Origin of the sequence: Haloarcula sp. Atlit-120R, assembly GCF_003665885.1 — an archaeon.
GTDB lineage: Archaea > Halobacteriota > Halobacteria > Halobacteriales > Haloarculaceae > Haloarcula > Haloarcula taiwanensis.
In genome coordinates, this window is the sequence record NZ_QPLN01000001.1 from 851,879 (window position 1) to 876,915 (window position 25,037).

Below are 25,037 nucleotides of genomic sequence, written 5' to 3' on the forward strand. Positions count from 1 at the left end.
AACCGGTCGGCCCGCCGGCACACGACCCCCCCAACCGTCGGCTGGCCACGCAAAGACTCCCCATTTCCTTCTACACTGTAGCGCAGTTCCGACTGTCTGTACCGGTGCTGTCCCGACAAGCGACGGCGTGAGGTGCGACTCGACAGAGAGCAAACTGCCGGTTTTGCCGGTCGCTACTGCCGCTGCTGGATGAAGGTGGAAGACCGAAAAACGGAGTATCCTTACCGTACCGGTGTCCAGCCACACACCGAGCACTGTGCCGCTGTCGACTCGTGAAGACCGCCGCAATCAGGGCACTGCTTCTTGTTATAGCTCTCTTCCCAACCACTCTGGTCCACGTCGTGGCCACGCTGGGAGAGGAACTCGTCGAACATATCGTCACTACTCGGTGCGGACGCCATACATGATATGGTATAACACATCAGTATATAGGTTTAATGGTATTGTGAACCATTGCCACAATTAGCTGCGCGCCACACAGCATGCACTGGTCGGTCACAGCGAGCCGTGTCACTCAAGAGCCGTCCAAACGGCAGACAACATCAGATGAGCAGTCGTTCAGACGGTGTGCTGGCCCGGTTGTCTCCGGTACCACTCGTTAGCTGTCGGTCCCGGCCGGGTGGGTGTAATCAACAGTGAGACGAGTGCTTGCGATAAGCGCGTTCGCGATGGTCTCTGACGCTTCTTCCTGTTCGGTTCCGCCCTCGATAGAGAGTTCCTCACCGAGTGCGTACACCTGAAACCGGTGTTCGTAGGGCTGTCCGGCCGGCGGGCACGGCGGTTCATATCCCGGCTCGTTTGGGGGCTGTGTTCCCTGTCGAGCGCCGCCGAGCGTATCGAGGGTCGGCTCGCGCGGGAGCCCGGCCGGAATCCGCTCGGTCTCGGGTGGGACGTTCCACAGCGTCCAGAACACTGGCTGGCTGAACACGCCGCCGTCGTACTCAGCCGTGACCGCCAGCGCCGCCGTCGGCTCCGGGACACGCTCTATGACAAATGGAGGCGAAACGCCCTCGCCGTCACAGGTGAATCGGGGCGGAAGCGTGTCCCCGGAACTGAACGCGGGGCTCGACACTTCGAAGGCCGGTGTTGTGTCGTCCGACTGCTCGGTACAGCCTGCGCTCCAGACCAGTGCAGACGCCCCGAGCGTCTGGACGAAGCGGCGACGGCGCATACCAGAGTGAGAGTGGCAGGTAGTAATCTGCCTTGTGATACCCCGCTACGTCCCACGTCGAATCCGGGGACAGAACACCACTGGTCCCTGTCAGGGCGAACATGTTCTCCCCCGTCGCCAGCGACTGGGAACGTCTTACCCCCTTCTTATTTTGGGGTACTGGAGTTCCAACCACATGGAGCTCAAACGCAAAACAATCGCGAAGGTAATCGCCGCCGCGTTCGTCTTCAACCTCGTCGTCATGGGGGCCGGCGCGTGGATCGCGTACCAGGAAGCGCCGCCAATCCCTGAGGAAGTCGTCGGACCCGACGGCGAGACCGTTCTCACGGGTGCGGACATCCGGGAGGGCAAGAAGACGTTCCAGAAGAACGGACTGATGAACCACGGGTCGATTCTCGGGAACGGCGCGTACTACGGCGCGGACTACACCGCCGACGCGCTGGAGTTGAAAACCCAGCACATGCGGACCTATTACGCCGAGGAACGCTACGGGACCGAGTACGACTCGCTGTCGACGGCTGAACAGGCTGCCGTCGACGATGACGTCAAACAGGACCTCAGCGGGGAGTACGACGGCGGGAACATCGAGTACTCCGCCGCAGAACTGTACGCCCACCAGCAGGTCCGTCAGGAGTACGTCGAGCGGTATCACGAGGGGAGCCACGAGCGGGGCGTCCCCGAGGAGATGATTGACTCTGAAGCCGATGCCCGGCAGTTCGCCGACTTCGCCATGTGGACGGCGTGGTTCTCCCACACCGACCGTCCGGGCGGCGAACACTCCTACACGAACGACTGGCCGTACGAGCCCGCCGCCGGGAACGATGCGACCGGCGCGGCGATGACTTGGAGCGTCATCGCGATGGTCCTCCTCGTCGGTGCTGCCGGTGGCGGAATCTGGCTCTACAACGCCGTCAGCCTCCCTGAGCCGTCCGCCGGAGACCTCTCGGTGCCCGAGCCGGGCGACGTGAGCATTTTCCCCAGCCAGCGGGCCGCCCTGCGGTTCATCCCGGTCGCCGCCGGGCTGTTCCTCGCGCAGGTGTTACTCGGTGGGTTGCTTGCGCACTTCTACATCGAACGGGCCGGCTTCTTCGGCATCGAGGAAATCTTCGGCGTCCACATCCTCCAGCTACTGCCCTTCGCTATGGCGAAGACATGGCACATAGACCTGGGCATCCTCTGGATAGCCGCGACCTGGCTCGGCGCGGGCCTGTTCCTCCCGCCGCTGCTGACCGGCCACGAACCCAAACGCCAGTCGACCTACATCGACGCGTTGCTCGTCGCGATTGTCGTCGTCACCGTCGGCGGCCTCGGCGGCATCTGGCTCGGCTCGCACGGTTACTTCGGCGACCTCTGGTGGCTCGTCGGCAACGAAGGGCTAGAGTACCTCGAAGTCGGGAAGGTCTGGCAGGTCGGGCTGCTCGTCGGCTTCGGTCTGTGGGCCGTCCTCTCGATTCGCGGTCTGAAGCCGCTGCTGGACCGCGAGCCAGTGTTCGGCCTCGCACATATGATCCTGTACGCTGGCGGCTCCATCGCACTGCTGTTTACCGCCGGGTTCTTCTTCACTCCGGAGACCAACATCGCCGTCACGGAGTTCTGGCGCTGGTGGGTCGTCCACATGTGGGTCGAAGGAGCCTTCGAGTTCTTCATCGTCGCCATCATTGGCCTGACGCTGGTGTCGATGAACCTGCTCAGCCGCCGTAGCGCCGAGAAGGCAGTCATGCTTCAGGCCTTGCTGGTGATGAGTACGGGCGTTATCGGCGTCTCCCACCACTACTGGTGGGTCGGCATGCCCGACATGTGGGTCCCCATCGGGAGCGTGTTCTCGACACTTGAACTGCTCCCGCTCGTGTTCATCCTCTACGAGGCGCTGGGCCAGTACCGGGCGATGTCCGAGACCGGCGGGTTCCCCTACAAGCTCCCGTTCATGTTCATCATCGCCAGCGGGATCTGGAACTTCGTCGGGGCCGGCGTGCTCGGCTTCTTCATCAACCTCCCGCTCATCAACTACTACGAGCACGGCACCTACCTCACCGTCGGCCACGCCCACGCTGCGATGTTCGGAGCCTTCGGCTTCCTCGCGCTGGGGATGGTCACCTACATGCTCCAGCTCGCCATCAAACCCGGTCGCTGGGACGGGTCCTGGCTCCGGGCGGCGTTCTGGTGCTGGAACGTCGGTCTGGCGCTGATGGTGTTCGTCTCTGTTCTGCCCGTTGGCTTCCTCCAGCTGGAGGCGGCGTTCACCGGCAGCTATGCCGCAGCCCGGAGCGTAGCGTTCTACAACCAGCCGCTCGTCCAGACGCTGTTCTGGGCGCGACTCCCCGGTGACACGCTCATCATTCTGGGGACAGCCATCTACGCGGCCGACCTGATCCGCAAGCGATTCGTCCTCCGGGCATCCGAGGACGACCCCACAGTCGAGGACATGGCCGTCGCCGAGGGTGTGATGAGCGACGACTGAACCACTGTCGGATTTCGGCTGTGCGTCGTCACAACCGAAACACGACTTGGCGGACAGAACCGAGAAGAAAGTGAAACGCCGGATCTAGACGGGGAACTGCGTCGCGGTTCCGGCGACAATAACCCACGTCACGAGGACGGCGTTGATCGTCGCGCCGACCCAGACCCGACCCGTCTTCCTGAAGAAGTAGGTGCTAACGAAGGATACGATGCTGAGCAGGGCGACGAACTGTAGCGCCAGAATTGTCAGCAACGGGTGGCCAAGCGGCAGTGGCCGGCCGGACAGCAGCGGGACGTACTGAACCGCCAACAACACGACGAACCCGCCGACGACGATGAGCCAGTTCGTCGCCATTGCACGGCGGAGCGACCGGGACTCACCCTCGGGACGGAGCTGACCGTGCAAGAGTGCGCCGAGGACGACGAAGAAGGCAAACAGTGGCAGGAGATACGAGAAGCTGATCCGGAACTGCGCCGGGGAGAGGAGTTTGATGGCAAACACCCAGATGCGGAAGTCCGTCTGGAACAGGAACGCCACGACGGCTTCCAGCAGGTACAGCACGGCGACGGTAGCGACGCCGGCTAGGACCGAGACGCCGACCGTCCGCGCGCCGTCGCCCGTATCAAGCCCGTAGTTCGCCAGCGAAACCGACGGGTCGTCAGCGTTGGTCGTGTAATGCCACACCGCGAACAGGACCGCCGTGATGACCGCGTTCCCCAGTGCCCAGACGATCACGCCGTTGTTGATCTGCTGTGGGAACAGCCAACTGAGCCCGATTATCGCCGGTGCGGCGTCCTGTAGCGGGAAGTACGTCACAATCGGAATGGTGGCGGCAAGTAGCGACGCCGCGTAGCGTTTCGCGCCGGTCATCCCCTTCCCTTCAGGGTACTCGCGCCGGAGTCTGTCGGTCGATGCCCGTTCGACGAGCAGACCACCAGCCGGGAACAGTGACAGCACACCACCGATGAGGGCGATAAAGGTGCCCAGCGACTTCCAGTACCAGACCTGATTGCTCGGATCCATCTCGTCCTCGCCCTCAAGTGTTAGCTGGAGCCACTCGATGGACGCGCCGATGGCTGCGGTCGAGAAGTGGTCGCCGGGATGAGTCGTTGCCGGCGTGTATAGCCGCCGTGCAGTGCCGTCATCAACGCTCCCGTAGGTGCGACTCTCCGTGACAGCGCTGTCCGTCCCAAACACCGTCTGGAGTTTGTCGCTCTGCTCAACGTCGGACGCACTCGCCGTCCCCCACATCAGCGGGGAGAACTCGTCGTACTCACTGAACACGACGGCGAGGTTCCGTGGGAACGAATCAGTGCCTTCAGGAGCGCGGTTCGATCCAGTCGATGACCCCTCGATAACCATCGACTCGTACCCGTCTGGGTGGGCCGCGGCCGCCGTGACGACGGTCCAGCCGCCCATCGAATGCCCTTCGAGGCCGATGTTTTCGTTGTCGACGTAGTCCAGCGACCGGAGGTATTCGAGGCTATCAGGGCCACCGTACCCGTTCTTGAACGCCGGTGGGTCAGAGTAGCCGTGACCGGTCTGGTCGATAGCGAGGACAACGAAACCCCGTCGTGCGTACTCGATAGCGAACGGGGACTGGGTCTCTTTCGAGTTGATGTACCCGTGGACGGCTAACACCCCTGGTTGCGGGGACGCGCTGCTGGCTTCCTCAGGGATGTACAGCGTTCCGCTCATCATCGTTCCGTTGGTCCCAGAGAACCGCACGTCGCGGACCTCCACGGACCCGCCGTCGGTCTGTACTGTCCACGCGAGGCCGCTGCCGCCGAATATCAGGAGCAACGACACTGCAGCTACGATCCACAGCTGTCTGTTATTGTTCATTATAATTCCACGGGAACAGGTGAGACACTCAGGGAATTAAAGTTACTGTAAACTCCGGACTGACGGTAAAGAATTGAGAGAGCAGCTGGAAATAGGACGCTAGCCCGTTGAAAAGGGGAGAAGCTCTCTATATCACGTATCGTACCGTCATTCATTACCGTCTATTGGGAGTTGCTGATAAACCGGCTTTCTATGCAACGAGAGCAACAGATAGCCGCTCTCACTCCGGTACCCACCCCACCGACGAGGTTACGCGCTGCCGAGTTCGTCGGTCCAGAGGTGGTCGATGTCGGCTTCGATGTCGGCCGTATCGAGCGCCTCGACACCGGACAGGTACTCGCGGGCGTCAGTGAGGTGTTGCTTGACGGCGACCACATCATCAACCGACTTCGCGGCATAGAGCGACACCCGCGCCCGGTTAATCTCCAGTCGCTCCCCGAGCGCCTGCGTCACTGGGATGTCGTGCTCGTCGCCGAGCTGTGCCATTCGGTCTAGCACACTTGTCGGGACTTCCAGTTGCGCCGCAATGTCTCGTGACGGCAGGTCGACCGTCACGTCGGTCGTCTCACACTTACTCTCCCCCCACGGCGCGATAACGTACTCCTGTCCCTCTGTGGACATATAACACGAGACACCCCGGGCACGCATATTTACTCGCAGGCTAACAGATAGAATGAAGCGGATACCAGTCGTCTCGTCTGCGTTAGTCGCCGGCTTCGGCGGCCGCTGGCTGGGGAATCGTCACGTCTGTGAGCCCCGCCTCAATTTCCTCGCGTCGGTCCTCGAACTTCCCGGGCAGCACCAGCCGGCCACCAAGGTCGTCGAGTGGCTCGTCGCTGTCGTAGCCGGGGTCGCTGGTGGCGAGTTCGATCAGGATGCCGCCGAACTCACGAAAGTACACCGACCGGAACCAGTGGCGGTCTATCTGCGACGTGGGGCGCAGCCCCGCCCCGCGGACGGCCTCGCGCATCGACTGCTGGTCCTCGTCGGTCGGCGTCTGGAAGGCGACGTGGTGGACCGTGCCGTGGCCCTGCCGCCCGCCCTCGATGGTCGGCAACACGTCGACGTACGTCCCAACGGTCCCCGGCGCGGCGAATCGAGTCCGTTCGTCGCCGGGCGTGTCGCCCTGTGCCTGCTCGGTACCGACTTCTTCGAGGCCCATCGTCCGGAGCAGCTCCTCCGTAGGTTCGGGGTCAGCCAGCCACAGCGTCACAGAGTGGAAGCCACGGATGGCGGCGTCTTCGGGGACGAACGCCGTCCACGGCTCGGTCGGGTCGTCGTCAGGGATCTCGACTTCGACCAGTTCGACCGGCAGTCCGTCCGGATCGCGGAACGGGAGGACAGTCTCACCGAACCGCTCGACGCGGTCGTCGTAGTCGACACTGTACTCCTCGAAGCGGTCCTCCCAGTAGTCGAGGCTGCCCTCCGGCACGCGGAACGCTGTGCGTGAGACCTGTCCGGAGCCGACTTTGCCCTGTGCGTGGTTTTCCCACGGGAAGAAGGTCATGCTCGTCCCTGGGTTCCCCTCGGCGTCGGCAAAGAAGAAGTGGTACGTACTGGGATCGTCCTGATTGATCGAGCGCTTGACGAGCCGGAGACCGAGTGTTTCGACCCAGAAGTTCATGTTTTGCTGTGGGTCGCTCGCGATACACGTGACGTGGTGGATACCCGGTGTCGGGGTGACGTTAGTCATTGGTATCGATACGTGCCGAAACTACTTCAATGACTGCTGACGCGAGTGTTACCGGGTTACTGTCGGTAGAGACCGTTGGGACTGACGAGTTATGCGACGGACAGCAATTATATATGACGCTGGTGGGACATTCGCGTATGGCAGACGCGGACCGGACAGCGATTCTCGGCGGGACCTTCACACCAATTCACAACGGCCACCGGGCGCTCCTGCATAAGGCGTTTCAGACCGCAAGTCACGACGGGAGCGGCGATGGTCACGTCATCGTTGGTCTGACCAGCCCTGAACTGGCCACAGAGACGCGTAGTGACCCGACACACGTCGAACAGTTGGGTGCGTACGATGACCGTCGAAGCGCGCTCGCGTCCGAGCTGGACCAGTTGGGTGAGCCGTATACCGCCACGTATGAGATTGTCCGGTTAGACGACACGCAGGGACCGGCCGCGACACGGGCGGACGTGGATGCGCTCGTCGCCTCGCCGGAGGCGAAGGCACAGCGCCGCGCCTACGAACTCAACCAACAGCGGCGAGACGCGGGGCTCCACCCGCTGGAAATCCACACGCCGCCGTTCGTCGTCGCCGAAGACGGCACGCGAATCAGCAGCACCCGGATCCGGAACGGCGAAATCGACGTGCACGGCCGCCTGCTCGCCTCGGAATGACAGCGGCCGGGTAGAGGTCCGTCCCCGGACCCGGACTATCACTCCACGGTATCCGGACCGTCCGTGTCCAGCCGTTCGGCAGCCCCGTCGACGGTCAGCGGCACGTTCTCTGTTCGGCCCTCGAACAGTCTGACGACCTGTGGCGGACGCAGGTCACAGTCCCGAAGTAGCCCGGTGTCGGTCAGGATCTGTCTGGTCGTCCCCCTCGCGGCAACCGCGCCGGTATCGTCGAGCAACAGAACCCGGTCCGCGACGTGCGGGACGAGTTCGGTGTCCGGCGTCGAGACGACGAGCGTGACGCCATCGGCCGCGAGTTCGTCGAGCAGGTCGAGAATCGTTCTCCGGTTCGCGGCGTCGACGTTGCTCACCGGCTCATCGAGCAACAGCACGTCCGGCTCGACGGTGAGCGCGCTTGCAAGAGCGGCGCGGCGCTGTTCACCCCCGCTAAGTCGGAACGGCGGCTTCGACAGGAGGCCATCGAGGGCAAGCCGGTCCGCGACTCGCCGGACGCGGCGGTCGACTTCCGCACGGTCGCAGTCGAGCTGTGCCGGCCCGTAGGCGAGGTCCTCCCGGACGGTCGGATTGAACAGGTAATCGGCAGGATTCTGCGTGAGGACACTGAGGCGACTGCGGACAGTGTCGGCGTCGGTCGTCTCCCCGAAGTACCGCACCTGCCCGCCGTCAGGGTCGACCAGACCGCCCAGCAGTTCCAGCAGCGTCGACTTGCCAGCCCCGTTTGGACCGAGCAGTGCCACACGCTCGCCGCGCTCGATGGATGCGTCGACGCCGTCGACGGCCAGCGTTCCGTCAGGGTAGGCGTAGCAGAGGTCGGTGGCTTCGATAGCAGTCACGCGACAACCACCACCGCGACAGCGAGTGCAACGATCAAACCGAAGGTGAGGTCGGCCCGCCCGAGCGGTTTCCGGGGCTGTGCCGGCGTCGGGCCAGTGCCGCCGCGGGCGCGGGCGGCCCGCTGGACCCGCTCGCCGCGTTCCAGGCTCCGGACGAGAAACGAGCCCACGAAGTGCCCCGAATCGCGCCAGTTCCGGCGGAGGCTCGGCTCGGCGATGGTTCGGCTCCGTCGAGCCCGAACCATGCGTTCGAGTTCGGCAAAAAAGAGGAGGAGATAGCGATACGTGATTCCGAGCAGCGAAACGACGATCGTCGGGACCCGAAGCCGGCGAAACGCCGCCAGCAGGTCGGCGAAGCGAGTCGTCAACAGCAGCACGGACAGAAAGCCGACACACGCAGTTACGCGGACGGCGAACGTGAGCACATAGTCGACGCCAGCGGCCGAGAGGGGAAGCGACCCCAGCGAGGGGCCATGCATCAAGAACGCTTGCGGGGCGACAACAACGAACGCGAACACCGGTGGACCGGTCAGACGACCCAGAAAAGTACGGATAGGTACCCGAGAAATGGCCGCAAGTGCTGTCGCGAGGAGCGCGAGCGCGCTGACGACTGCCAGCGCCTGCTGTGTCACGGTAAGCGCGACGAGCGTCGCAATACCGACGAGCTTGACAGTCGGCGTAACGGCCTGGAGGAACCCGTCTCGATCCGGCAGGTCCTCAGCAAGCAGGAACCACTGGGCGCTGGCCGCAATCGCTGTGACCGTCCGGTCGAGCAGGTCCCTGCCGGACATGCGCTATTGCCGTCCGTCGACGTCCGTTCCGAGTACGCGTCCGATAGCGGCACCGAGGAGGAGCGTCAGCGCGGTCCCGACGACAGCCGATACGAACGTCCCAGTCGCGCCGCCGAGGCCGGGGACGCCGTAGTCCGGAAACAGCGCCGTCCCGACGGCGGTGGCGTGTTCTGTCGCGCCGGTCGCCTCGGCGGCATTTTCCAGCGGTTCGGCGTAGCCAACCTGGCCAGCCGCCCACCCAAACACCGGCGCGAGCAGGGTCAGGACCAGTAGCGCGGCGAGCGCACGGGGTAGCCAGTCGGGGTAGTCCGGTACCATCACGCGCTCACCTCCGGTGCGGCGTTGGGCCGGAGGTCAGGGCGAGCGCGAGCGAGGTACCGGTACACCGAGGCGGTGATGGCACCCTCAATCAGCCCCAGCACGAGATGCCCGACGCCCATTATCGACAGTGTCGTCAGCAACTGGTACTGGAACGCCGAGGAGAGGCCAAGCTGGAGGGCGGCGGTCAGCGCGCCGGCCGTAATTCCCAGCCACCCCGCGACGAAGGCAGCGCGAAATTCACCGTACGGGACGAGCAGACGATAGATGGCATAGCCGACGTACACCTCGACGATAGCCATGTTGAACACGTTCGCGCCGAGCACCACGATGCCGCCGTCGCCGAAGACGAGCGCCTGAATCGTGACGACAGTCGCGACACAGAGTGCGCCCAGATGCGGACCGAGGAGAATCGCCGCGAACGCGCCCCCGACAAAGTGGGCGCTGGTACCGCCCGGAATCGGCCAGTCGAGCATCTGTGCGGCGAAAATGCTCGCCGCGACGACGCCGAGCAACGGTGCACGAGTGTCAGGTATCTCACCGTTGACGCGCTTTGCAGCGACGCTCAGAACGACGACCGCAAGCGCACCGAACAGCAGTGCAAGCGGCAGATCGATATATCCGTCAGGAATATGCATGCTACCCAAGTCTGGTTCCGGCCCGGTAATAATACTTTTTCATCGGGCAGTATTACTGCCGGCGGGTGAGTATTACCGAAGCCCGGATACCCATATGCGGGCCCGTCCCTATCGGCACACATGAGTGAGGATCTCGACCGGATCAGCCTGACACTTCCATCGTCGATGGTCGAACGACTCGACGGCATCGTCGACGAGTGGGAATACGCGAGCCGGTCGGAGGCGATACGCGACTCGCTACGTGACTTCTTTGCGACCTACGAATGGGAATCCGGTGATGAACAACACCACCACGGAACCATTGTCATCGTCCACGACCACCACGTCTCGGGCATCGCTGACGAACTCCAGACCGTCCAACACGAGATGGCCGACATCATCACCTCCGTGCAGCACATCCATCTCTCCCACGACACCTGTATGGAAACGCTAGTCGTCGAGGGCGCGGGCGACACAATCACGGAGTTAGCCAACCGACTCCGGGCGATTGGCGGCGTCCAGCAGGTCAAGGTCGTGGTTGTTGATGAGTGAGCAGCGAACCGCGAGCGAGAGCGGTCCCGGAGCGATAGCACCATTCGATTCAGCAGAGCTCTCTTATACGCGACTTCGAGACAACAGAGATGGGCCCTGCCGGATTTGAACCAGCGCTCAATCGGTTATGAGCCGATCGCTTTAACCAGACTAAGCTAAGGGCCCCTCAGAATGGTGTTGATGAGTCCGCATCTTTAGCCTGTCGGGTTGGAGTAGCGGGGTTCGGAGACGCACGCAGGCCGATACAGAGACAGTCATGCATCGCTTGGGCGTTCACCGTCTAGCAACCCGAAAAGCCGACGGCAGCAGCCGTCCGGCGCTTGTCAGTTAGTGAGTGAAAGAACGACGCCACCGCCAGGGCTCGAACCTGGGACAACCTGGGTAACAACCAGGTGCTCTACCAACTGAGCTACGGCGGCGCGAACGCATTCAGTCATTGCCAGAGTTGGTAATTAGGGCTTTCGTTTCCGACCGGCATCGACACGCTTTCACGCACTTGTGCGTAATCGGCGGTATGAGCGAGGAGTTCGACGCCGTCGTCGAGGACGTGCGAGCGCGGGTCTCGCCGACCGACGACGAACGAGCGCAGTTACAGCGGGTCGCCGACGCGGTGATAGCCGACGCCGAGGCGGCGGTCGCCGACTTGCCGGTCGATGCCGAAGTCATTCAGGTCGGGTCGACGGCCCGCGGAACGTGGACCGCCGGCGACCGGGACGTAGACGTATTCGTCTGCTTCCCGGCGTCGCTCGACCGCGAGCAGCTAGAGGAGTACGGACTGACGGTCGGGCACGCGGTGCTACCCGAGGGCCGCGAGGAGTACGCCGAACACCCCTACGTCGTCGGCGAACGCGAGGGATACGCGATCGACCTGGTGCCCTGTTATGCGGTCGCGGACGCCACCGAAATCCAGTCCGCGGTGGACCGGACGCCGTTTCACACCAGATATCTGCAAGAGCGTCTGGACGACGACAGCGCGGGCGAGGTGCGGGTGGCAAAGCAGTTCCTGAAAGGCATCGGGGTCTACGGGAGCGACCTCCGGACGCGCGGGTTCTCGGGCTACCTGACGGAGCTGCTGGTGCTCGAGTTCGGCGGCTTCCGAGGGTTCGTCGAGGCAGTCGCGGACTGGCACCCGCCGGTTCGGCTCGACCCCGAGAGCCACGGGACCGAGGCGTTCGACGACCCGCTGGTGGTCATCGACCCGACGGACCCGGACCGCAACGTCGCGGCGGTGCTGTCGGCCGCGAACGTTGCCACACTCCAGCACTACGCCCGGGACCTCCTCGCCGAGCCGCGGGCGTCGCTGTTCACCGAGACCGAGCCGGACCCGTTCACAGCAGCAGACATCAAGGCCGTGGTGTCACAGCGGGCGACGACGCCAGTCGCACTTCGCTTCGCGGCCCCAGATGTCGTCGACGACCAACTCTGGCCACAGCTCCGGAAGTCTCTCGACGGGCTCTGCAGCGAACTCGACCGACGCGGGTTCGAGGTCCTGCGGTCAGCCGCGTTCGTCGAGGGCGACAGCGGTGAGGAGGGAGCGCCGGACGGCGAGCGCCGGGAACGGGACGCCGTCTTGCTGCTCGAATTCGCCGTCGCCCAGCGGCCGGCTGTCGAGCGCCACGAGGGGCCGCCGGTGCACGTCCGCGAGCACGCGAGCGGGTTCTTCGAGAAGTACGACGGCGACGACGAGGTCGCCGGGCCCTTCATCGACGGCAGCCGCTACGTCGTCGAGCGACCCCGGGCGTTCACTACAGCTACTGGGTTCCTGTCGAGCGATGCAGTCTACGACGTTGGGCTGGGGCCGCGGATCGAGTCAGCACTTGAGAATGGGTACGACGTACTGGTCGGCTCAGACATCGCAACGCTTGCCGACGGCTTTGGCATCGATTTGTCGACCTACTTCGCACCGAAGCCCTGATCGGCGAGGTCATCGAGAACATCGCGGGCGTCGTCGCTGACATCGTCGTCCGGTTCCATCGGCTGGTAGCCATCAAAGACCTCGTGAACGGTCGTGACCGAGTCCGAGAGCGTATCAAGGCCGTAGCCGCCCTCAAGGATGATTCCCAGCGCGGCGTCACAGGCGTCTGTGAGTGAGCGCATCCGGTCGGTCATCGCGCCGTACCCCTCCGTAGAGACACGCATCCGTGAGATGGGGTCGTGTTCGTGTGCGTCGAAGCCGGCGCTAATGAGCAACAGATCGGGGTCGTAGTCCTCGATTGCCGGCGCGATGCACTCGTCGATAGCGGCGAGGTAGTCGGCGGTGTCAGCACCGGGCTTGTACTTTACGTTGAGGTTCGTGCCGTCAGCGTCGCCTGTGCCGGTCTCCGAGATGTCGCCGGTTCCGGGGTAGAGCCCATCCTCGTGTATCGAGGCGTAGAACACGTCAGAACGGTCGTAGAAGATGTCCTGTGTGCCGTTCCCGTGGTGGACATCCCAGTCGAAGATAGCGACGCGGTCGGCGCTGGCTTCGAGGGCGGCCTGTGCAGCGACGGCCGCGTTGTTGATGAAACAAAAGCCCATGGCGTCGTCGCCGACAGCGTGATGGCCAGGCGGTCGGCCGAGGGAGAACGGTGTGTTACGACCGGAGTTGCCGTCGAGCGCAGCTTCCGCCGCCCAGACGGCGAGGCCGGCCGAGGCAAGCGCGGCGTCCCACGTCTCCTCAACCGCGACGGTGTCGGCGTCCCAGTTCCCGCCGCCGTCGTCACAGAACTCGCGGAACTCCGCGATGTAATCACTGTCGTGGACCGTCCGTACGAGGTCGATGTCGGCGTCATCGGCGGCGACGTACTCGACACCGTGATTCTCCTTGAGCGCGCGCCGTATCGCTCGAAGTCTGTCGGGACTCTCCGGATGTCGCGGGCCGGTGTCGTGGTCCAGACAGACCTCGCGGTAACCGAAGTTCATTCAGTAGTACTGTTCGAGTTCGAAGTACGTTTCGACGTCAGCTGCCTTGATCGTCCGGCGATCAGCGTGACGAGCCAACGTGGCGGCCGCGGCAGCCGTTTCGTCGGCGTACGTTTCGAGGATGGATGCGAGCGCGACGCGAGCGTCCATGGCGACGCGGTAGTCGTCAGCAATGTCGAGCCGAGCGATGCGGTCGACCGGCGCGACAGGGAGTTCGAGACCGTCCTTCTCCGGAACCTGTTCGATACCGAAGTCGGACGGCATCAGCGTCTTTCGACCGTCCGTGGTGGCCTCCGTGGCTGCCGTGACGGCCAACGAGGCGCCGTGCTCCTGTATTCGACGAGCCAGTTCCTCCGCAGCGTCGGCACTCACCCGGAGCCCGTCCGCGTTCCGCCGAATGACCGCGTCCACCGGTGCGAACGGTAGCTCGACACTCATACCCAAACCCGGGAGTGTTGCGGTCTTAAGAGTTTCCGTAGCGTCGCTCGCCGACTCAGAACACGTCCTCAGCGTGGAGGCGGCCATCGCGGAGTTCGCCACGGACGGTTATCTCCTGCCCTAACTGCACGCGCTCGCCGGTTTCGACGCTCATCGTCTGCTCGCCGTCGTCGAGCACGACCGGGTCGCCGGTCTGGACGACGGTGCCGGTGAACTCCACCTGCTGGCCAGCGCTCTGTGCGCCGCCGTCCGGCGACGTGTCGCCGGAGTCGGCGCTGACAGCGGCCGCCTCGTCACTGCTGCTGGCGTCAGCATCGTCCGCTTCCTCGCCGAAAGTTGACAGACCGGCGTGTTCGGCGTCGGTCGTTTCGACGCTGGCTCCCCCGCCTGCGCCACCCGTCGCCAAGTCCGCACCGTCGTCGAGCACGACAATCGTCGAGTTCCAGCTCGCCGACGCTTCCTTGTCGTCCTGCCAGCCGTCCTGAATCTCGACATCGGCTGCGAGAACCTCGTCGCCCGGCGCGATGTCCTTGTCCGCCTTGTCGCCCCACAGCGCCACGCGGATGTCACCTGTCGCATCCTGAATGCGGACGTTCCGGACCTGCCCCTCGCTGCCGTCGTCGCGGTCGAACGTCCGCTTGGGGTCGGCCGAGCGGACGACGCCAGCGATGTCAACCGTCTCCTCAAGTTCGACCTCCGCTATCGGGTCGGCGTCGGGCTCGAAGGTCACGTCGTCGTCCACTTCGTCGACGGCCCCCTGGTCGCCGACGTGGAGTTCGAGTGAGCCGTCCCGCTCCCGGACGTAGCCGTCGACGACTTCGACAGCCGCGCCAGCATCGAGTTCCTCGGCACGGTCAGCGCGATCGTCCCACAGCGTCACTCGGATGCGCCCCGTCTCGTCACCGAGAGTGAGGTTCGAGACGCGGCCCTCGCTGCCGTCGTCGCGGTCAAAGGTCCGTATCGTGTCGGTATCGAGCACAAGCCCGCGAAGCGTCACGTCGGACTGCCCCATGGTCAGCGCGTCGATAGACGAGCCAGCGCCCGGTTCCACGTCGATTGTGGCGTCCTCGTCCGGCTCTGCCTTGTCGACGGACACCTCCAGCCCGTTGTAGCCGTCCTTCGGCCGACCCTTCACCCGGAGTACGTCGCCGACCTCCAGCTTTCCCTCGTCGATATCGACGGCCTGGCCGTCCCAGAAGGCGAGCCTGACGCTGCCGCTCTCGTCGGCGGCCTCAACGTTTATGACCCGGCCGTCTTCGTCCTCGTCGTCGCGTTCGAAGGTCTTCAGGTCGCCGATAGCCATCACCTTGGCGAGGAATTTGACCTCGTCCATTCCGGGTTCGATATCGGCGATGGCGTTGACCTCGTTCTCGTTAAGCTCGTGGGCCAACAGCATCGCGGCCGTCTCCTCGTCGGCGAGCCCGCCCATCTGCTCGACCTTCTCCTCGACGGCCTCGCGGAACTCCTCCTCGGGGACGTCCGTCTCTAAGTCCTCGTAAATGTCCTCTATCGCACCCATCTATCTATGGGACGCTGGGCTGGGGCGCGCTTAAGCGTTGTCGTTGGGCGAGCGAGCGGCCGCTGTCGGTCGATTTCGGTGGTCGTCCGTCCATTGTTCGATGGTGGTCATGGGATAGGATATAAACCCTTGTCGGCTGACTCGACAGCAGCTGCCACCGCAGTGACAGCAACACGAGTCGCCGTTAGCGTGTTGCTGTTGTTACAGTACTCTGGCCGTCGCCAGTGTCGTGAGAAACGACCACTGTGCCGGGGAGGCCGTTCGCAAACGTCACCGTAGCCCGGTAGTCAATTTCCATAATAGCTTGGGTACACATATCGCCAGCGTCTGTCATCTCTGTCGGTCCAACGCCGATACTCAGTTCATTCGAGCCGGAATCATACGTAGCATCTGTCAGGTCGGCCGTTTTGCACCCGTCAGCGCCCCAGATAGTGCCTTCGACGACGACCCGGTCCCCGTCGAAAGTCACTGTTGCCGAACTCACCTGTGACCCAGACTGTCGGCTAGTAACGCTGAATGTCGTTTCGTTCACACTCGGAGGATCACTCGGACTCTCTGTGAGTGTTTCCCCGCTTCCGGGAGCATCGCCAGAGCAGCCGGCAAGCGCTATCGAGCAGTTGAGCCCGCCGTATCGCAGGAGGGTGCGCCGTTTCATACCTGCCATAATGTATCCCGAATGAAAGGTCTTCCCGGTCGCTCAAACCAGCGTTGTAGCGACGTGTGTCGACACGTCGCGTGACGGCACACGAATCGTCACCCTTTTTAGGTGCACCACCCTCTCTGGATATGAGTCCGGATAGGGTAGTGGACTATCCTCTTGGCTTGCGGAGCCAGGGACCGGAGTTCAAATCTCCGTCCGGACGTTTTTGCCGACATCCAACGGCGAGCGACAGCAGTCACAGGTGTCGGCGAAACTCTACGCGGAGATCTGAGCAGATGAGGAACGCGCAGCGAAGCGAGCATTTCTCGGCGAGTTCAAATCTCCGTCCGGACGTTCACTGCGTTCACGACCGGACGTGCTCCACGCTCGCGGTGCTCGCGTGGAACTCCGTCCGGACGTTTCTCTACAGTACAACACCGCGGGCGTAGCGAGCGGTCAGTGCTGCGGGCCGTTTCTGCCGACACCAGAACCCGAAGCCACAGCGTCCCGCTCTGGTCGAAACGCCGATGTGGTTTTCCGGCCACGAGGCGAACACACCCCTGTGCGCGACCATCTCCGTGCCGGCATTGCAGTGTACAACGAAGGGCGCTACCACGCCGCACACGATGCGTGGGAGGAGTACTGGCTGGACCTCGGTTCGGGCGACGATGAACGCTTCCTGCACGGTCTCATCCAGTTCACCGCGGTCGTCCACCACGCCAGCGAGGAGAACTGGTCAGGCGCGCGCGGGCTGGCCGAGAGCGCGGCGGAGTACCTCAACGGCCTGCCCGACCCGTACCGCGGTGTGGCGCTGGCGGACGTGCGGACCTTCCTCGACGAGGCGGCGGCTGGCCCCAACCACGCGGCGACGGACCCGCCGACACTGACACACGACGGCGAAGCGATTGGCTACGACGCGCTGGATTTCGGCGCGACGGCCATCGCCGCCGAGGTGCTTGCGGAAGCGGGCCGGTACGATGAGGCGGTCATCGACGCCGCTGTCGACCGTGCGCGGAGCGAACTCGACAGCGACGGCGGCTCGCAGTTTACCGGAATGCTGTTCTCGTTCGTGCGCGAGCGCGACCAGCGGCCCGTCGTCTACCAGCGGCTCCGGGACCACGTCGAACTAGAACAGCAGAAAGACGACGACGTGCGTGGGCTGTTCGACGGCTCGGGATAGCGTGCGACCGGGGCGGTAGGAGATGCCTACGGCTCCGGTTCGGCGACGCGTTCCTCGCCGTCGAAGTGCGCGGAGTTGTCCTGCGGGTCGTATCCGAGGGCTTCCTTGGCGCGCTCGATGGAGTAGTACTTCCGGTCGTTGTCGGAGATGCCGTAGACGATCTCGTACTCGTAGTCAGCCTGAAGCGCGCAGTCGTGGATGTGGGCACAATCCCGGTAGGAAAGCCACATTGCCTGGCCACGCTCGTAGTCGATGGGCGGGTGGCCGCGCGTGAGGTTACCGATGCGGATGTTGCAGACGGAGAGGCCGTACTGGTCGTGGTAGTAGCGGCCCAGCACCTCGCCGGTGGCTTTCGAGACGCCGTAGAGGTTTCCGGGGCGGGGGAGTTCCGTCCCGTCGAGGCGGTACTGGTCGTCCGGGCGATACATCTCTGGCGTGCGCTCATCCGTTTCGAAGGAGCCGACGGCGTGGTTCGAGGATGCGAAGACGAACTTCTCGACGCCTTCATCGACAGCGGCCTCGTACATCTTCTGGGTGCCGTCGATGTTGTTTTCGAGGACGGAGTCCCAGGGGGCTTCTGGCCGGGGGTCGCCGGCCAGATGGATGACAGCGCCGACGCCGTCCATCGCCGCGGCCACGTCGCCCTCGCTGGACACGTCCCCGACGAGGTACTCGTGGTCGGGCTCCTCGGCGGGTGGGCTGTGGAACATGAGTTTCCACTCGTAGGCGTCCTCGAGTCCCTCGAGGATGGCCGCCCCGACAGCGCCGCCAGCGCCGGTGAGCAGAACCGGGTCGTCCATTCGTATGAGACGATACGTCGCACGCAATAGGTAGCTTGCGGTTCGCTTTTGTGTCGCCCAGCCGGACCGATTGTATGGAACCCACAGCTCCGCAAGAGGCGTGTTTCGAAGCGGGCGTCAAGTTCGGGTCGTTGTATCACCAGTTCGCAGGGACACCGATCAGCCCGGACAGCGCCGACTCGCTCGCGGCGGCGATGGAGGACGCTATCGAGAATCAGCCGTTCTGTGAGGCGGTCAGTGTCAGCGTCCGAGCGGATGCGCTGGAAGACGCTATCGCCGAGGGGGGTGCGGACTACACGGAACTCACCGGGCGGTTCATCGACGTCGAGATGCGCATCGAATATGAGGGGGTCACAGTCGAGACCAGCATGGCGATGGAGGACGGGTACCCGCTGATGCAGGTCGACGCAGTGCAAGAGTAAAATAGCCAGCGAGCGGCCAGAATGCCTGACACAGCCCCGAAAATTTTACCAGAGGGGAGTGTGAGACTTCCGATATGGCCCTCCACGCAGTCGACGATATCGACGACGCAATCGACGCGACGAAGTCGTTTCTGTTCCCGTTCGAGAAATGGACGTGGCTCCGAATGGCGTTCGTCGTGTTCTTCATCGGTGGCGGCGGTGTCGGGCTGAACAACGTCCAGTCGTTCAGCAACTTCGGTGATTTCGGTGGGAACGGCGGGCCAAGCGGCCCCAGCGGCCCGGGAGGCGGGTTTCAGCTGACCGCGCCGCTTGAAGCTGTGCTGTCCCTGCCGGGGGACCTCACGAGACAGGTCTCCGAACCCGGCGTCCCGTCCGGCGCGCCGGACGAGCTACTCGCCGGGGCCGGACTTCTCGTGTTCGCCATTATCGGCCTGTTCATCCTGCTGGGGCTCGCATACGGTATCCTGAGTAACTTCATGGAGTTCGTGTTGACGCAGGCGCTTATCGACCGCGAGATACACGTCCGCCAGTATTTCAGCGAACACGTCGGGGACGGCATACGGCTGCTCCTGTTTCGGCTGGTACTCGGAATTATCTGGCTCGGCGTTGCCCTCGTGCTCGGTGCGGCCGGGTTCTTCCTGGTGCTCGGTGGTGATGCCGCAAACGTCGGGGCGTCGAGTGTCCTCGCGCTGTCGGGGCTGTTCATCGCCGTGTTCGCAGTACTGGCCATAACCTACGGTATCGTCTTCGGATTCACCACGGTGTTTGTCGTTCCGCTGATGACGGCAGACAACGACGGCGTTCTCTCCGGGTGGTCGCGGCTCTGGGGGTCAATAAAGAGCCACCCGAAGCAGTACCTCGCTTACCTGTTTTTCTCCATCGTCCTTCAGATCGGTGTCGGTATCGTCAGCGCGATTCTCGGTATTATCGCACTCATCATCGTCGCGATTCCTGTCGGACTCGTCGCGTTCGGGCTGTATCTCGCCGTTCAGGGAACTATCGGAGTCGTTTTGGCCGGCGGTATTGGCCTGCTGGGCGGGCTGGTTTTCATCGTCCTCAGTGCGCTCATTCAGGTCCCGCTGACGACGTTCCTCCGGTACTACGCGATGCTTGTGCTGGGTGACATCGACGCCGACATGGACCCGATGCCCGAGGTGCGCTCGGACATCCGGGCCGAGTAGCCACAATGCCTTTTCGGTTTCAGGACTGACCAGACGGCCACGTCTTGCGGTTTCACTTTCACTTTCAGGCGGGCTTTTAACCCATCACCACACCAATCGTTCTGTATGAGTCAGTCAAGTCTGGACGACGACGAACTGTTCGGCGAGGCGGCCAATGAAATGCGCACGGATGTTGAGGAGTCACTGGCGAAGGCCCGGGACGCGCTCCCAGAGGCCGATTCTGTCTGGGACGTGGAGGCCGACAACACGCTCGGTGTGCTGAACTCGCTCAAAACGGCACTCGACGTGGGCGATGCCGAGGACCATCTCCGCGACGCGAAGAAGTGGTACACGATGGGCGAACGCGCAGACGCCTTCGAGGACGCCGATGACCTTGCGGAGGAGATTGAGACTATCGCAGACCTCATCGACGACGTCGACGACGCTCGCGAGCAGGTCGGCGACCTCACAGCGACGATTCCACAGCTTCGCAGCACGCTCGAAGAGTTCGAGGGCGACGACGGGGCGGATACAGAGGCGGACGCCGACGCAGAAGCGGAAGCCTGAGTTCGGGAGTCACATTCCGGCGTATGCTCGCTACGTTCTCGCCGGTAGCCAGCGCGCTACTCGCGTCGTCCAGCGACTTTTGACCGACCAGCATCACCTCGTAATCGGGCCCGATACGGCGGGAGTCGCGACGCCGTTCTCTCGCTGGAACACAGCAGCGAGGCGACTCAGACGATGGAGTCCGGGCGGGTCGAGAAGTAGTTGAACACCGCGCCGAGGCCGATACCGTAGACCACGTGCGCGACCAGCGTCAGCACCGCATACAGCACCAGCGTGAGTCCGGACTGGCCGGTGTAGAAGGCGAGGACAAACCCAGTCCACATGGCCCCGCCGAAGAACGCGCCGCTGACGTGGTCGGACTGGCCCGGGAGGTACGCCTTCAGCGAGGCAAACAGCAGCGGCCACGGGAACATGCCGCCGCCGAGGAAAATGAAGAACCCGAACAGGACTTCCGGCACGTAGCCGGTCAAACCCACGAGTTCGGTGAGGATGGCAAAGTCGTCGAGGTTGAACGCGCCCAGTGACTGGGCGATGAGGAAGACGACCGTCATCATCGCTGTCCCGACTAGTCCACCAGCGGCCCCGACGACGCCGTCGGCGATAATCCCGGCGAGACTGTCAAACTCCTCGGCCTCAGTGAGACCGTCGTCGTTGATCGGCGGGTCCTCGACGCCAGATGACGTATCTTCCATGGTGTGGTGTAACATGCCAGTGGGTAAAAAGGTTCTCGCACACGTCGAGGGGAAGAGTATATGTCAACTATCTGTCCCCAATACCTATTACAGGGTGGGAAGAATCATGAAGATAATGCCGGGACCCATGATAACACTTGTCGCGATTGTGTTTCCCTTGCACGGTAGCGACGTCAGGGCACCAAGCGCAGTGTTCGACCAGATATTCGAGGTGTTCCTGCTACTGGGGACGGCTGTCGGGGTGGTCGTCGTGGCTTATACCATGTACCACGCGCTCAAGTACCGCGACGACGGAAGCGGAACGGACCCGTACGCCGACAAGGTCGAGCGGCCCGAGATGGGTGAGCTTCCGACCGGGGGTTCGGGCGGTCGGAAGGTGTTTTACTCCTTTAGCATCAGCGCCATCATCGTCGTCTCGCTCATCGCCTGGACGTACTCGCAGCTGCTGTACATCGAGCAGGGTCCCGACCCGGCCCAGGAGGAGGCGCTGGAAATCGACGTGGAGGGGTACCGCTTCGGCTGGGACTTCATCTACCCGAACGGGCACACGACGAACACGCTCTACGTGCCACAGGACCGGGTGGTCAGGTTACGGGTGACCTCGACGGACGTGTTCCACAACTTCGGGATACCGGCGGTGCGGGTCAAGACCGACGCCGTGCCGGGCCAGTACACCTCGGCCTGGTTCACGGCCAACGAGACGGGGACCTACACCGCCAAGTGCTACGAACTGTGTGGCAGCGGCCACTCGCTGATGACGGCGGAGGTGGTCGTGATGCCCCAGGACGAGTACGGGGACTGGTATAACGGGACTGCCGGACAGAGCGGGGGCCAGGCGGCGAACGGGACGACTGAGTCGGCAAGCCTCGGAACGCCGACCGCGGGCACTGCGCCCGACGCGACCGCGGGGGGTGTCGGCGCGTGAGCCACGACCACGGCCTCCCGCCCAAGTCGTCGGTAAGCCGGTGGTTCCTCACGACCAACCACAAGGACATCGGCGTCCTGTATCTCATCACCGCGCTGTTCTTCCTCGTCTTCGGCGGGGTGTTGGCCCTGCTGTTCCGCCTCGAACTGCTTTCCTCGGGTGCTGACCTGCTGGGGTCGATGGGGTACAATCAGGCGGTGTCGACCCACGGCCTGCTGATGGTGTTCTGGTTCATCTCGCCCTTTGCCTTCGGGTTCGCCAACTACCTCGTCCCGCTGCAAATCGGTGCGGACGACCTCGCCTTCCCACGCCTGAACGCTCTGTCGTACTGGCTGTACCTGTTCTCGGGTATCCTGATGGGCGTCTCCTTCTTCCAGGGGACCACCTTCGCGGGCGGGTGGACGATGTACGCCCCGCTGAACACGCCGGCCTACATCCCCGGCGAGGGGCTTGGCGCGACCTCGGTCGTGCTCGCGCTCATCATGTTCACCGCCGCCGTGACGCTGGGGTCGGTGAACTTCCTGACGACGATGTACCGCATGCGCGCCGAGGGCCTGCGGATGCGGGACATCCCCATCTTCTCGCTGTCTATCAACCTCACCGTCTGGATGATGCTCTTTGCCTTCGCGGCGCTGCTGGCCGCGCTGATGATTCTCGCCTCCGACCACATCCTCGGGACGACCTACTTCCAGTACTCCATCGACGGGACGACGATGGCGACCGACGCGGACAACCCCGGCGCGTCGCTTTTGTGGGCGCACCTGTTCTGGTTCTTCGGCCATCCGGAGGTGTACATCGTCTTCTTCCCCGCGCTGGGCGTGATGGCTGAGTGCTTCCAGACCTTCACAGGCCGACGACTCGTCGGCCGGAAGTGGTTCATCATCTCGATGGTGCTGGTGGCGATCCAGAGTTTCGTCGTCTGGATGCACCACATGTTCCTGACCGGCATCAACCTCCCCATCAAGACCATCTTCATGGCGACCACCATCGGCATCTCCCTGCCGTTCGACCTGATGGTGTTCTCGCTCATCTACACGATGGCGAAGGGGCGGGTCCGGTTCACGACACCGTTCCTGTTCTCGCTGGGCGCGCTCATCCTGTTCATCATCGGTGGTATCACGGGCGTCTTCCTCGGGGCTATCGTGCTGGACTACCAGTTCCGCGGGACCTACTGGGTCGTCGCGCACTTCCACTACGTGATGGTCGCGGGCGCGACCGCCCTCTTTGGCGGCCTGTACTACTGGTACCCGAAGATAACCGGGAAGATGTACAACGAGCGCCTGGGGAAGATACAGTTCGGCGTCTACTTCCTCGGGTTCAATCTGCTGTACTTCCCGATGTTCATCGCCTGGGAGACTCCGCGGCGGGTGTTCGTCTACCCCGAGGGCCTGCAGATATGGCACTCGATGGCGACCGTCGGCGGGTTCGTGCTGGGCGCGAGCTTCCTCCTCATGTTCTACAACCTCTTCGTGAGTCTCTGGCGCGGCGAGGACGCCGGCCCGAGCCCCTGGGAGTACGCCACCTCCGCCGAGTGGGCGGTGTCGTCGCCGCCGCCGCTGGAGAACTTCCCGGGCGTCCCCAGCTACGCCACCGGGAAACTGGAGTTCCTCGACGACGAGACGGTGGCGGCGCGGACCGACCGCGCGCCCGGAGCCGCAGCGCATGGCCATGCAGCGACCGACGGCGGGACCGCGACGGACGGCGGGGCGGTGACAGCCAGAGCCGCGGTGACGGCCACGGCGATGGAGGCGACCCACGAGGTCGGCGGCGAGGAACACGCCAGCCACGCGAGCTTCTGGCCGTTCCTCGTCAGCCTCGGCGGGTTCGTCACGTTCCTCGGCCTCTCGGGCGTGCGGACGGGGAGCATGGTGTACCTGTCGATGGCAGCTATCGGCGGCCTCGTGACGTTTGGCTCGCTCGTCGGGATGACCCGCGAGCCGTTCCACGCGCCGGAGATGGCCATCGCCGAACGGTGGCCCTTCTCGTCAGTCGAGAAGATGAAGCTCGGGATGTGGACGTTCCTGGCGAGCGACATCGTCCTCTTCGGGGCCTTTATCGGCTCCTACGCCTTCGTCCGGGTCGCCTACGGCTGGACGGCCTGGCACCACGACCTCATCCCCGCCGAGCACGTGACGATGCCCGGCCTCATCAACACGTACCTGTTGCTCACGTCGAGTTTCCTCGTCGTGCTGGCGATGGTCGCCGCCGAGCGGGAGAGCAAGCGCGGGACCGTCGCCGCCCTCGTCGGGACGTTCGCGCTGGGCGTCGGCTTCCTCATCAACAAGGGGCTGGAGTGGCAGCACCTGTTCCACATCCACAGCGAAGCGTTCCCGAACGGGTGGACCCTCTCGACGAACATCGCGTCGTCGACGTTCTATCTGACGACTGGACTGCACGGAGCCCACGTCACAATCGGGCTCATCATCTGTGCGTACATGGTCGTCAGGGCCTGGAACGGGGCCTACCAGGGCGACGACAGGGCCATCGAGTACTTCGGGCTGTACTGGCACTTCGTCGACATCGTCTGGCTGTTCCTGTTCCCGCTGTTTTACATCCTATAACCATGGACTGGAAAGGCTACACCGTCATATACGTCGTACTGTTCGCCTTCGCGACCGCGCAGGCTGTCGTTGAGTTCGCCGGCCTCGTCGACAGTGCCTATTGGGTCGCCTTCGCGCTCATCATGGTACTGTCGGTCGTCAAGGCCGTCGGCGTCGCCGCGTACTACCAGCACCTGCGCTGGGAACCCCGGGCCGTCACGTACCTCGTCCTCGGCGGCACCGTCGCTGCGCTCGCGTTGACCGGTGCAGCGGCGTACTCGATACTGTGAAGGGG

General features: G+C 63.7%; 26 protein-coding genes and 3 tRNA genes. 12 read left to right on the forward strand and 17 right to left on the reverse strand.

Annotated elements, in window-relative coordinates; genetic code table 11:
* Window positions 1–221 precede the first annotated feature (221 nt).
* On the reverse strand, window positions 222–401 hold the full coding sequence (locus DVK01_RS04420) for an HVO_0416 family zinc finger protein (protein WP_004515335.1): 180 nt from the start codon (window positions 399–401) through the stop codon (window positions 222–224).
* A gap of 197 nt (window positions 402–598) precedes the next feature.
* Window positions 599–1,171: a YbhB/YbcL family Raf kinase inhibitor-like protein gene (locus DVK01_RS04425; RefSeq protein ID WP_101351080.1), complete on the reverse strand. Its 573-nt coding sequence runs from the start codon at window positions 1,169–1,171 to the stop codon at window positions 599–601.
* A gap of 175 nt (window positions 1,172–1,346) precedes the next feature.
* Here DVK01_RS04425 and DVK01_RS04430 point away from each other — a divergent pair, with 175 nt between their 5' ends.
* Entirely contained in the window at window positions 1,347–3,629 is a 2,283-nt protein-coding gene (locus DVK01_RS04430) for a nitric-oxide reductase large subunit (protein WP_121535576.1), read from the forward strand.
* Between the two features lie 84 nt (window positions 3,630–3,713).
* On the opposite strand, the gene DVK01_RS04435 is transcribed toward DVK01_RS04430, so the two are convergent.
* The 3 genes from DVK01_RS04435 to DVK01_RS04445 form a co-directional block, all read right to left on the reverse strand.
* The gene (locus tag DVK01_RS04435; protein ID WP_101351082.1) at window positions 3,714–5,474 is read right to left on the reverse strand and encodes an alpha/beta fold hydrolase; all 1,761 of its coding nucleotides are present in this window, start codon (window positions 5,472–5,474) and stop codon (window positions 3,714–3,716) included.
* A 249-nt stretch (window positions 5,475–5,723) separates the two neighbouring features.
* Window positions 5,724–6,095 carry a hypothetical protein gene (locus DVK01_RS04440; RefSeq protein WP_101351083.1) on the reverse strand — a complete coding sequence of 124 codons (372 nt, stop codon included), beginning with the start codon at window positions 6,093–6,095 and terminating at the stop codon, window positions 5,724–5,726.
* Between the two features lie 82 nt (window positions 6,096–6,177).
* Entirely contained in the window at window positions 6,178–7,167 is a 990-nt protein-coding gene (locus DVK01_RS04445) for a VOC family protein (RefSeq protein ID WP_121535579.1), read from the reverse strand.
* A 137-nt stretch (window positions 7,168–7,304) separates the two neighbouring features.
* Here DVK01_RS04445 and DVK01_RS04450 point away from each other — a divergent pair, with 137 nt between their 5' ends.
* Window positions 7,305–7,829, forward strand: coding sequence for a phosphopantetheine adenylyltransferase (locus tag DVK01_RS04450; protein WP_101351085.1), 525 nt, complete (start codon window positions 7,305–7,307; stop codon window positions 7,827–7,829).
* Between the two features lie 38 nt (window positions 7,830–7,867).
* Here DVK01_RS04450 and DVK01_RS04455 read toward each other — a convergent pair whose 3' ends face one another.
* Genes DVK01_RS04455 through DVK01_RS04470 form a run of 4 tightly spaced genes read right to left on the reverse strand, consistent with a single transcriptional unit; the run spans window position 7,868 to window position 10,427 of the window.
* Complete coding sequence (locus tag DVK01_RS04455) at window positions 7,868–8,680, reverse strand: energy-coupling factor ABC transporter ATP-binding protein (protein WP_101351086.1); 813 nt, start codon at window positions 8,678–8,680, stop codon at window positions 7,868–7,870.
* Window positions 8,677–9,471 carry a cobalt ECF transporter T component CbiQ gene (cbiQ, locus tag DVK01_RS04460; RefSeq protein ID WP_121535582.1) on the reverse strand — a complete coding sequence of 265 codons (795 nt, stop codon included), beginning with the start codon at window positions 9,469–9,471 and terminating at the stop codon, window positions 8,677–8,679. Before cbiQ ends, DVK01_RS04455 begins: the two co-directional genes overlap by 4 nt.
* Before the next feature lie 3 nt (window positions 9,472–9,474).
* Window positions 9,475–9,789 carry a PDGLE domain-containing protein gene (locus tag DVK01_RS04465; RefSeq protein WP_101351088.1) on the reverse strand — a complete coding sequence of 105 codons (315 nt, stop codon included), beginning with the start codon at window positions 9,787–9,789 and terminating at the stop codon, window positions 9,475–9,477.
* Window positions 9,789–10,427: an energy-coupling factor ABC transporter permease gene (locus DVK01_RS04470; protein ID WP_101351089.1), complete on the reverse strand. Its 639-nt coding sequence runs from the start codon at window positions 10,425–10,427 to the stop codon at window positions 9,789–9,791. Before DVK01_RS04470 ends, DVK01_RS04465 begins: the two co-directional genes overlap by 1 nt.
* A 120-nt stretch (window positions 10,428–10,547) precedes the next feature.
* Here DVK01_RS04470 and nikR point away from each other — a divergent pair, with 120 nt between their 5' ends.
* Window positions 10,548–10,958: a nickel-responsive transcriptional regulator NikR gene (gene nikR, locus DVK01_RS04475; protein ID WP_101351090.1), complete on the forward strand. Its 411-nt coding sequence runs from the start codon at window positions 10,548–10,550 to the stop codon at window positions 10,956–10,958.
* A 90-nt stretch (window positions 10,959–11,048) separates the two neighbouring features.
* On the opposite strand, the gene DVK01_RS04480 is transcribed toward nikR, so the two are convergent.
* Window positions 11,049–11,123 (reverse strand) — tRNA-Ile (locus DVK01_RS04480).
* Between the two features lie 181 nt (window positions 11,124–11,304).
* Window positions 11,305–11,377: transfer RNA gene (locus DVK01_RS04485), tRNA-Asn, on the reverse strand.
* Window positions 11,378–11,472: 95 nt separating this feature from the next.
* Here DVK01_RS04485 and cca point away from each other — a divergent pair.
* Window positions 11,473–12,873, forward strand: coding sequence for a CCA tRNA nucleotidyltransferase (cca, locus tag DVK01_RS04490; protein ID WP_121535585.1), 1,401 nt, complete (start codon window positions 11,473–11,475; stop codon window positions 12,871–12,873).
* Here the strand turns inward: cca and DVK01_RS04495 are convergent.
* From DVK01_RS04495 to DVK01_RS04510, 4 genes are all read right to left on the reverse strand, one after another.
* Window positions 12,852–13,859: a histone deacetylase gene (locus tag DVK01_RS04495; RefSeq protein ID WP_101351092.1), complete on the reverse strand. Its 1,008-nt coding sequence runs from the start codon at window positions 13,857–13,859 to the stop codon at window positions 12,852–12,854. The genes cca and DVK01_RS04495 overlap by 22 nt on opposite strands.
* Window positions 13,860–14,297, reverse strand: coding sequence for a histone (locus DVK01_RS04500; RefSeq protein ID WP_101351093.1), 438 nt, complete (start codon window positions 14,295–14,297; stop codon window positions 13,860–13,862).
* A gap of 55 nt (window positions 14,298–14,352) precedes the next feature.
* Window positions 14,353–15,816 carry a single-stranded DNA binding protein gene (locus DVK01_RS04505; protein WP_101351094.1) on the reverse strand — a complete coding sequence of 488 codons (1,464 nt, stop codon included), beginning with the start codon at window positions 15,814–15,816 and terminating at the stop codon, window positions 14,353–14,355.
* Window positions 15,817–16,000: 184 nt separating this feature from the next.
* Window positions 16,001–16,471, reverse strand: a complete 471-nt coding sequence (locus DVK01_RS04510) for a hypothetical protein (RefSeq protein ID WP_233560756.1) — start codon at window positions 16,469–16,471, stop codon at window positions 16,001–16,003.
* A gap of 135 nt (window positions 16,472–16,606) precedes the next feature.
* Between DVK01_RS04510 and DVK01_RS04515 the strand changes: the two genes are divergently transcribed.
* Together DVK01_RS04515 and DVK01_RS04520 are read left to right on the forward strand one after the other, a co-directional pair.
* Window positions 16,607–16,679: transfer RNA gene (locus DVK01_RS04515), tRNA-Arg, on the forward strand.
* Between the two features lie 339 nt (window positions 16,680–17,018).
* Window positions 17,019–17,636 carry a DUF309 domain-containing protein gene (locus DVK01_RS04520; RefSeq protein WP_121535588.1) on the forward strand — a complete coding sequence of 206 codons (618 nt, stop codon included), beginning with the start codon at window positions 17,019–17,021 and terminating at the stop codon, window positions 17,634–17,636.
* 26 nt (window positions 17,637–17,662) lie between these two features.
* Here DVK01_RS04520 and azf read toward each other — a convergent pair whose 3' ends face one another.
* On the reverse strand, window positions 17,663–18,436 hold the full coding sequence (azf, locus tag DVK01_RS04525; protein ID WP_101351098.1) for an NAD-dependent glucose-6-phosphate dehydrogenase Azf: 774 nt from the start codon (window positions 18,434–18,436) through the stop codon (window positions 17,663–17,665).
* Between the two features lie 74 nt (window positions 18,437–18,510).
* Between azf and DVK01_RS04530 the strand changes: the two genes are divergently transcribed.
* From DVK01_RS04530 to DVK01_RS04540, 3 genes are all read left to right on the forward strand, one after another.
* Complete coding sequence (locus DVK01_RS04530; RefSeq protein ID WP_121535591.1) at window positions 18,511–18,858, forward strand: dihydroneopterin aldolase family protein; 348 nt, start codon at window positions 18,511–18,513, stop codon at window positions 18,856–18,858.
* Between the two features lie 74 nt (window positions 18,859–18,932).
* Window positions 18,933–20,039: a hypothetical protein gene (locus DVK01_RS04535; protein ID WP_121535594.1), complete on the forward strand. Its 1,107-nt coding sequence runs from the start codon at window positions 18,933–18,935 to the stop codon at window positions 20,037–20,039.
* 105 nt (window positions 20,040–20,144) lie between these two features.
* The gene (locus DVK01_RS04540) at window positions 20,145–20,585 is read left to right on the forward strand and encodes a DUF5790 family protein (RefSeq protein ID WP_121535597.1); all 441 of its coding nucleotides are present in this window, start codon (window positions 20,145–20,147) and stop codon (window positions 20,583–20,585) included.
* Between the two features lie 167 nt (window positions 20,586–20,752).
* Here DVK01_RS04540 and DVK01_RS04545 read toward each other — a convergent pair whose 3' ends face one another.
* Window positions 20,753–21,277, reverse strand: a complete 525-nt coding sequence (locus DVK01_RS04545) for a DUF6789 family protein (protein WP_101351102.1) — start codon at window positions 21,275–21,277, stop codon at window positions 20,753–20,755.
* A gap of 127 nt (window positions 21,278–21,404) precedes the next feature.
* On the opposite strand from DVK01_RS04545, the gene coxB reads away from it, so the two are divergent.
* The 3 genes from coxB to DVK01_RS04560 are packed head-to-tail and all read left to right on the forward strand — an operon-like array spanning window position 21,405 to window position 25,032.
* Window positions 21,405–22,202 carry a cytochrome c oxidase subunit II gene (coxB, locus tag DVK01_RS04550; RefSeq protein ID WP_233562751.1) on the forward strand — a complete coding sequence of 266 codons (798 nt, stop codon included), beginning with the start codon at window positions 21,405–21,407 and terminating at the stop codon, window positions 22,200–22,202.
* Complete coding sequence (locus DVK01_RS04555) at window positions 22,199–24,763, forward strand: cbb3-type cytochrome c oxidase subunit I (RefSeq protein WP_121535603.1); 2,565 nt, start codon at window positions 22,199–22,201, stop codon at window positions 24,761–24,763. Before coxB ends, DVK01_RS04555 begins: the two co-directional genes overlap by 4 nt.
* 2 nt (window positions 24,764–24,765) lie before the next feature.
* On the forward strand, window positions 24,766–25,032 hold the full coding sequence (locus DVK01_RS04560) for a cytochrome C oxidase subunit IV family protein (RefSeq protein WP_101351105.1): 267 nt from the start codon (window positions 24,766–24,768) through the stop codon (window positions 25,030–25,032).
* Window positions 25,033–25,037 lie beyond the last annotated feature (5 nt).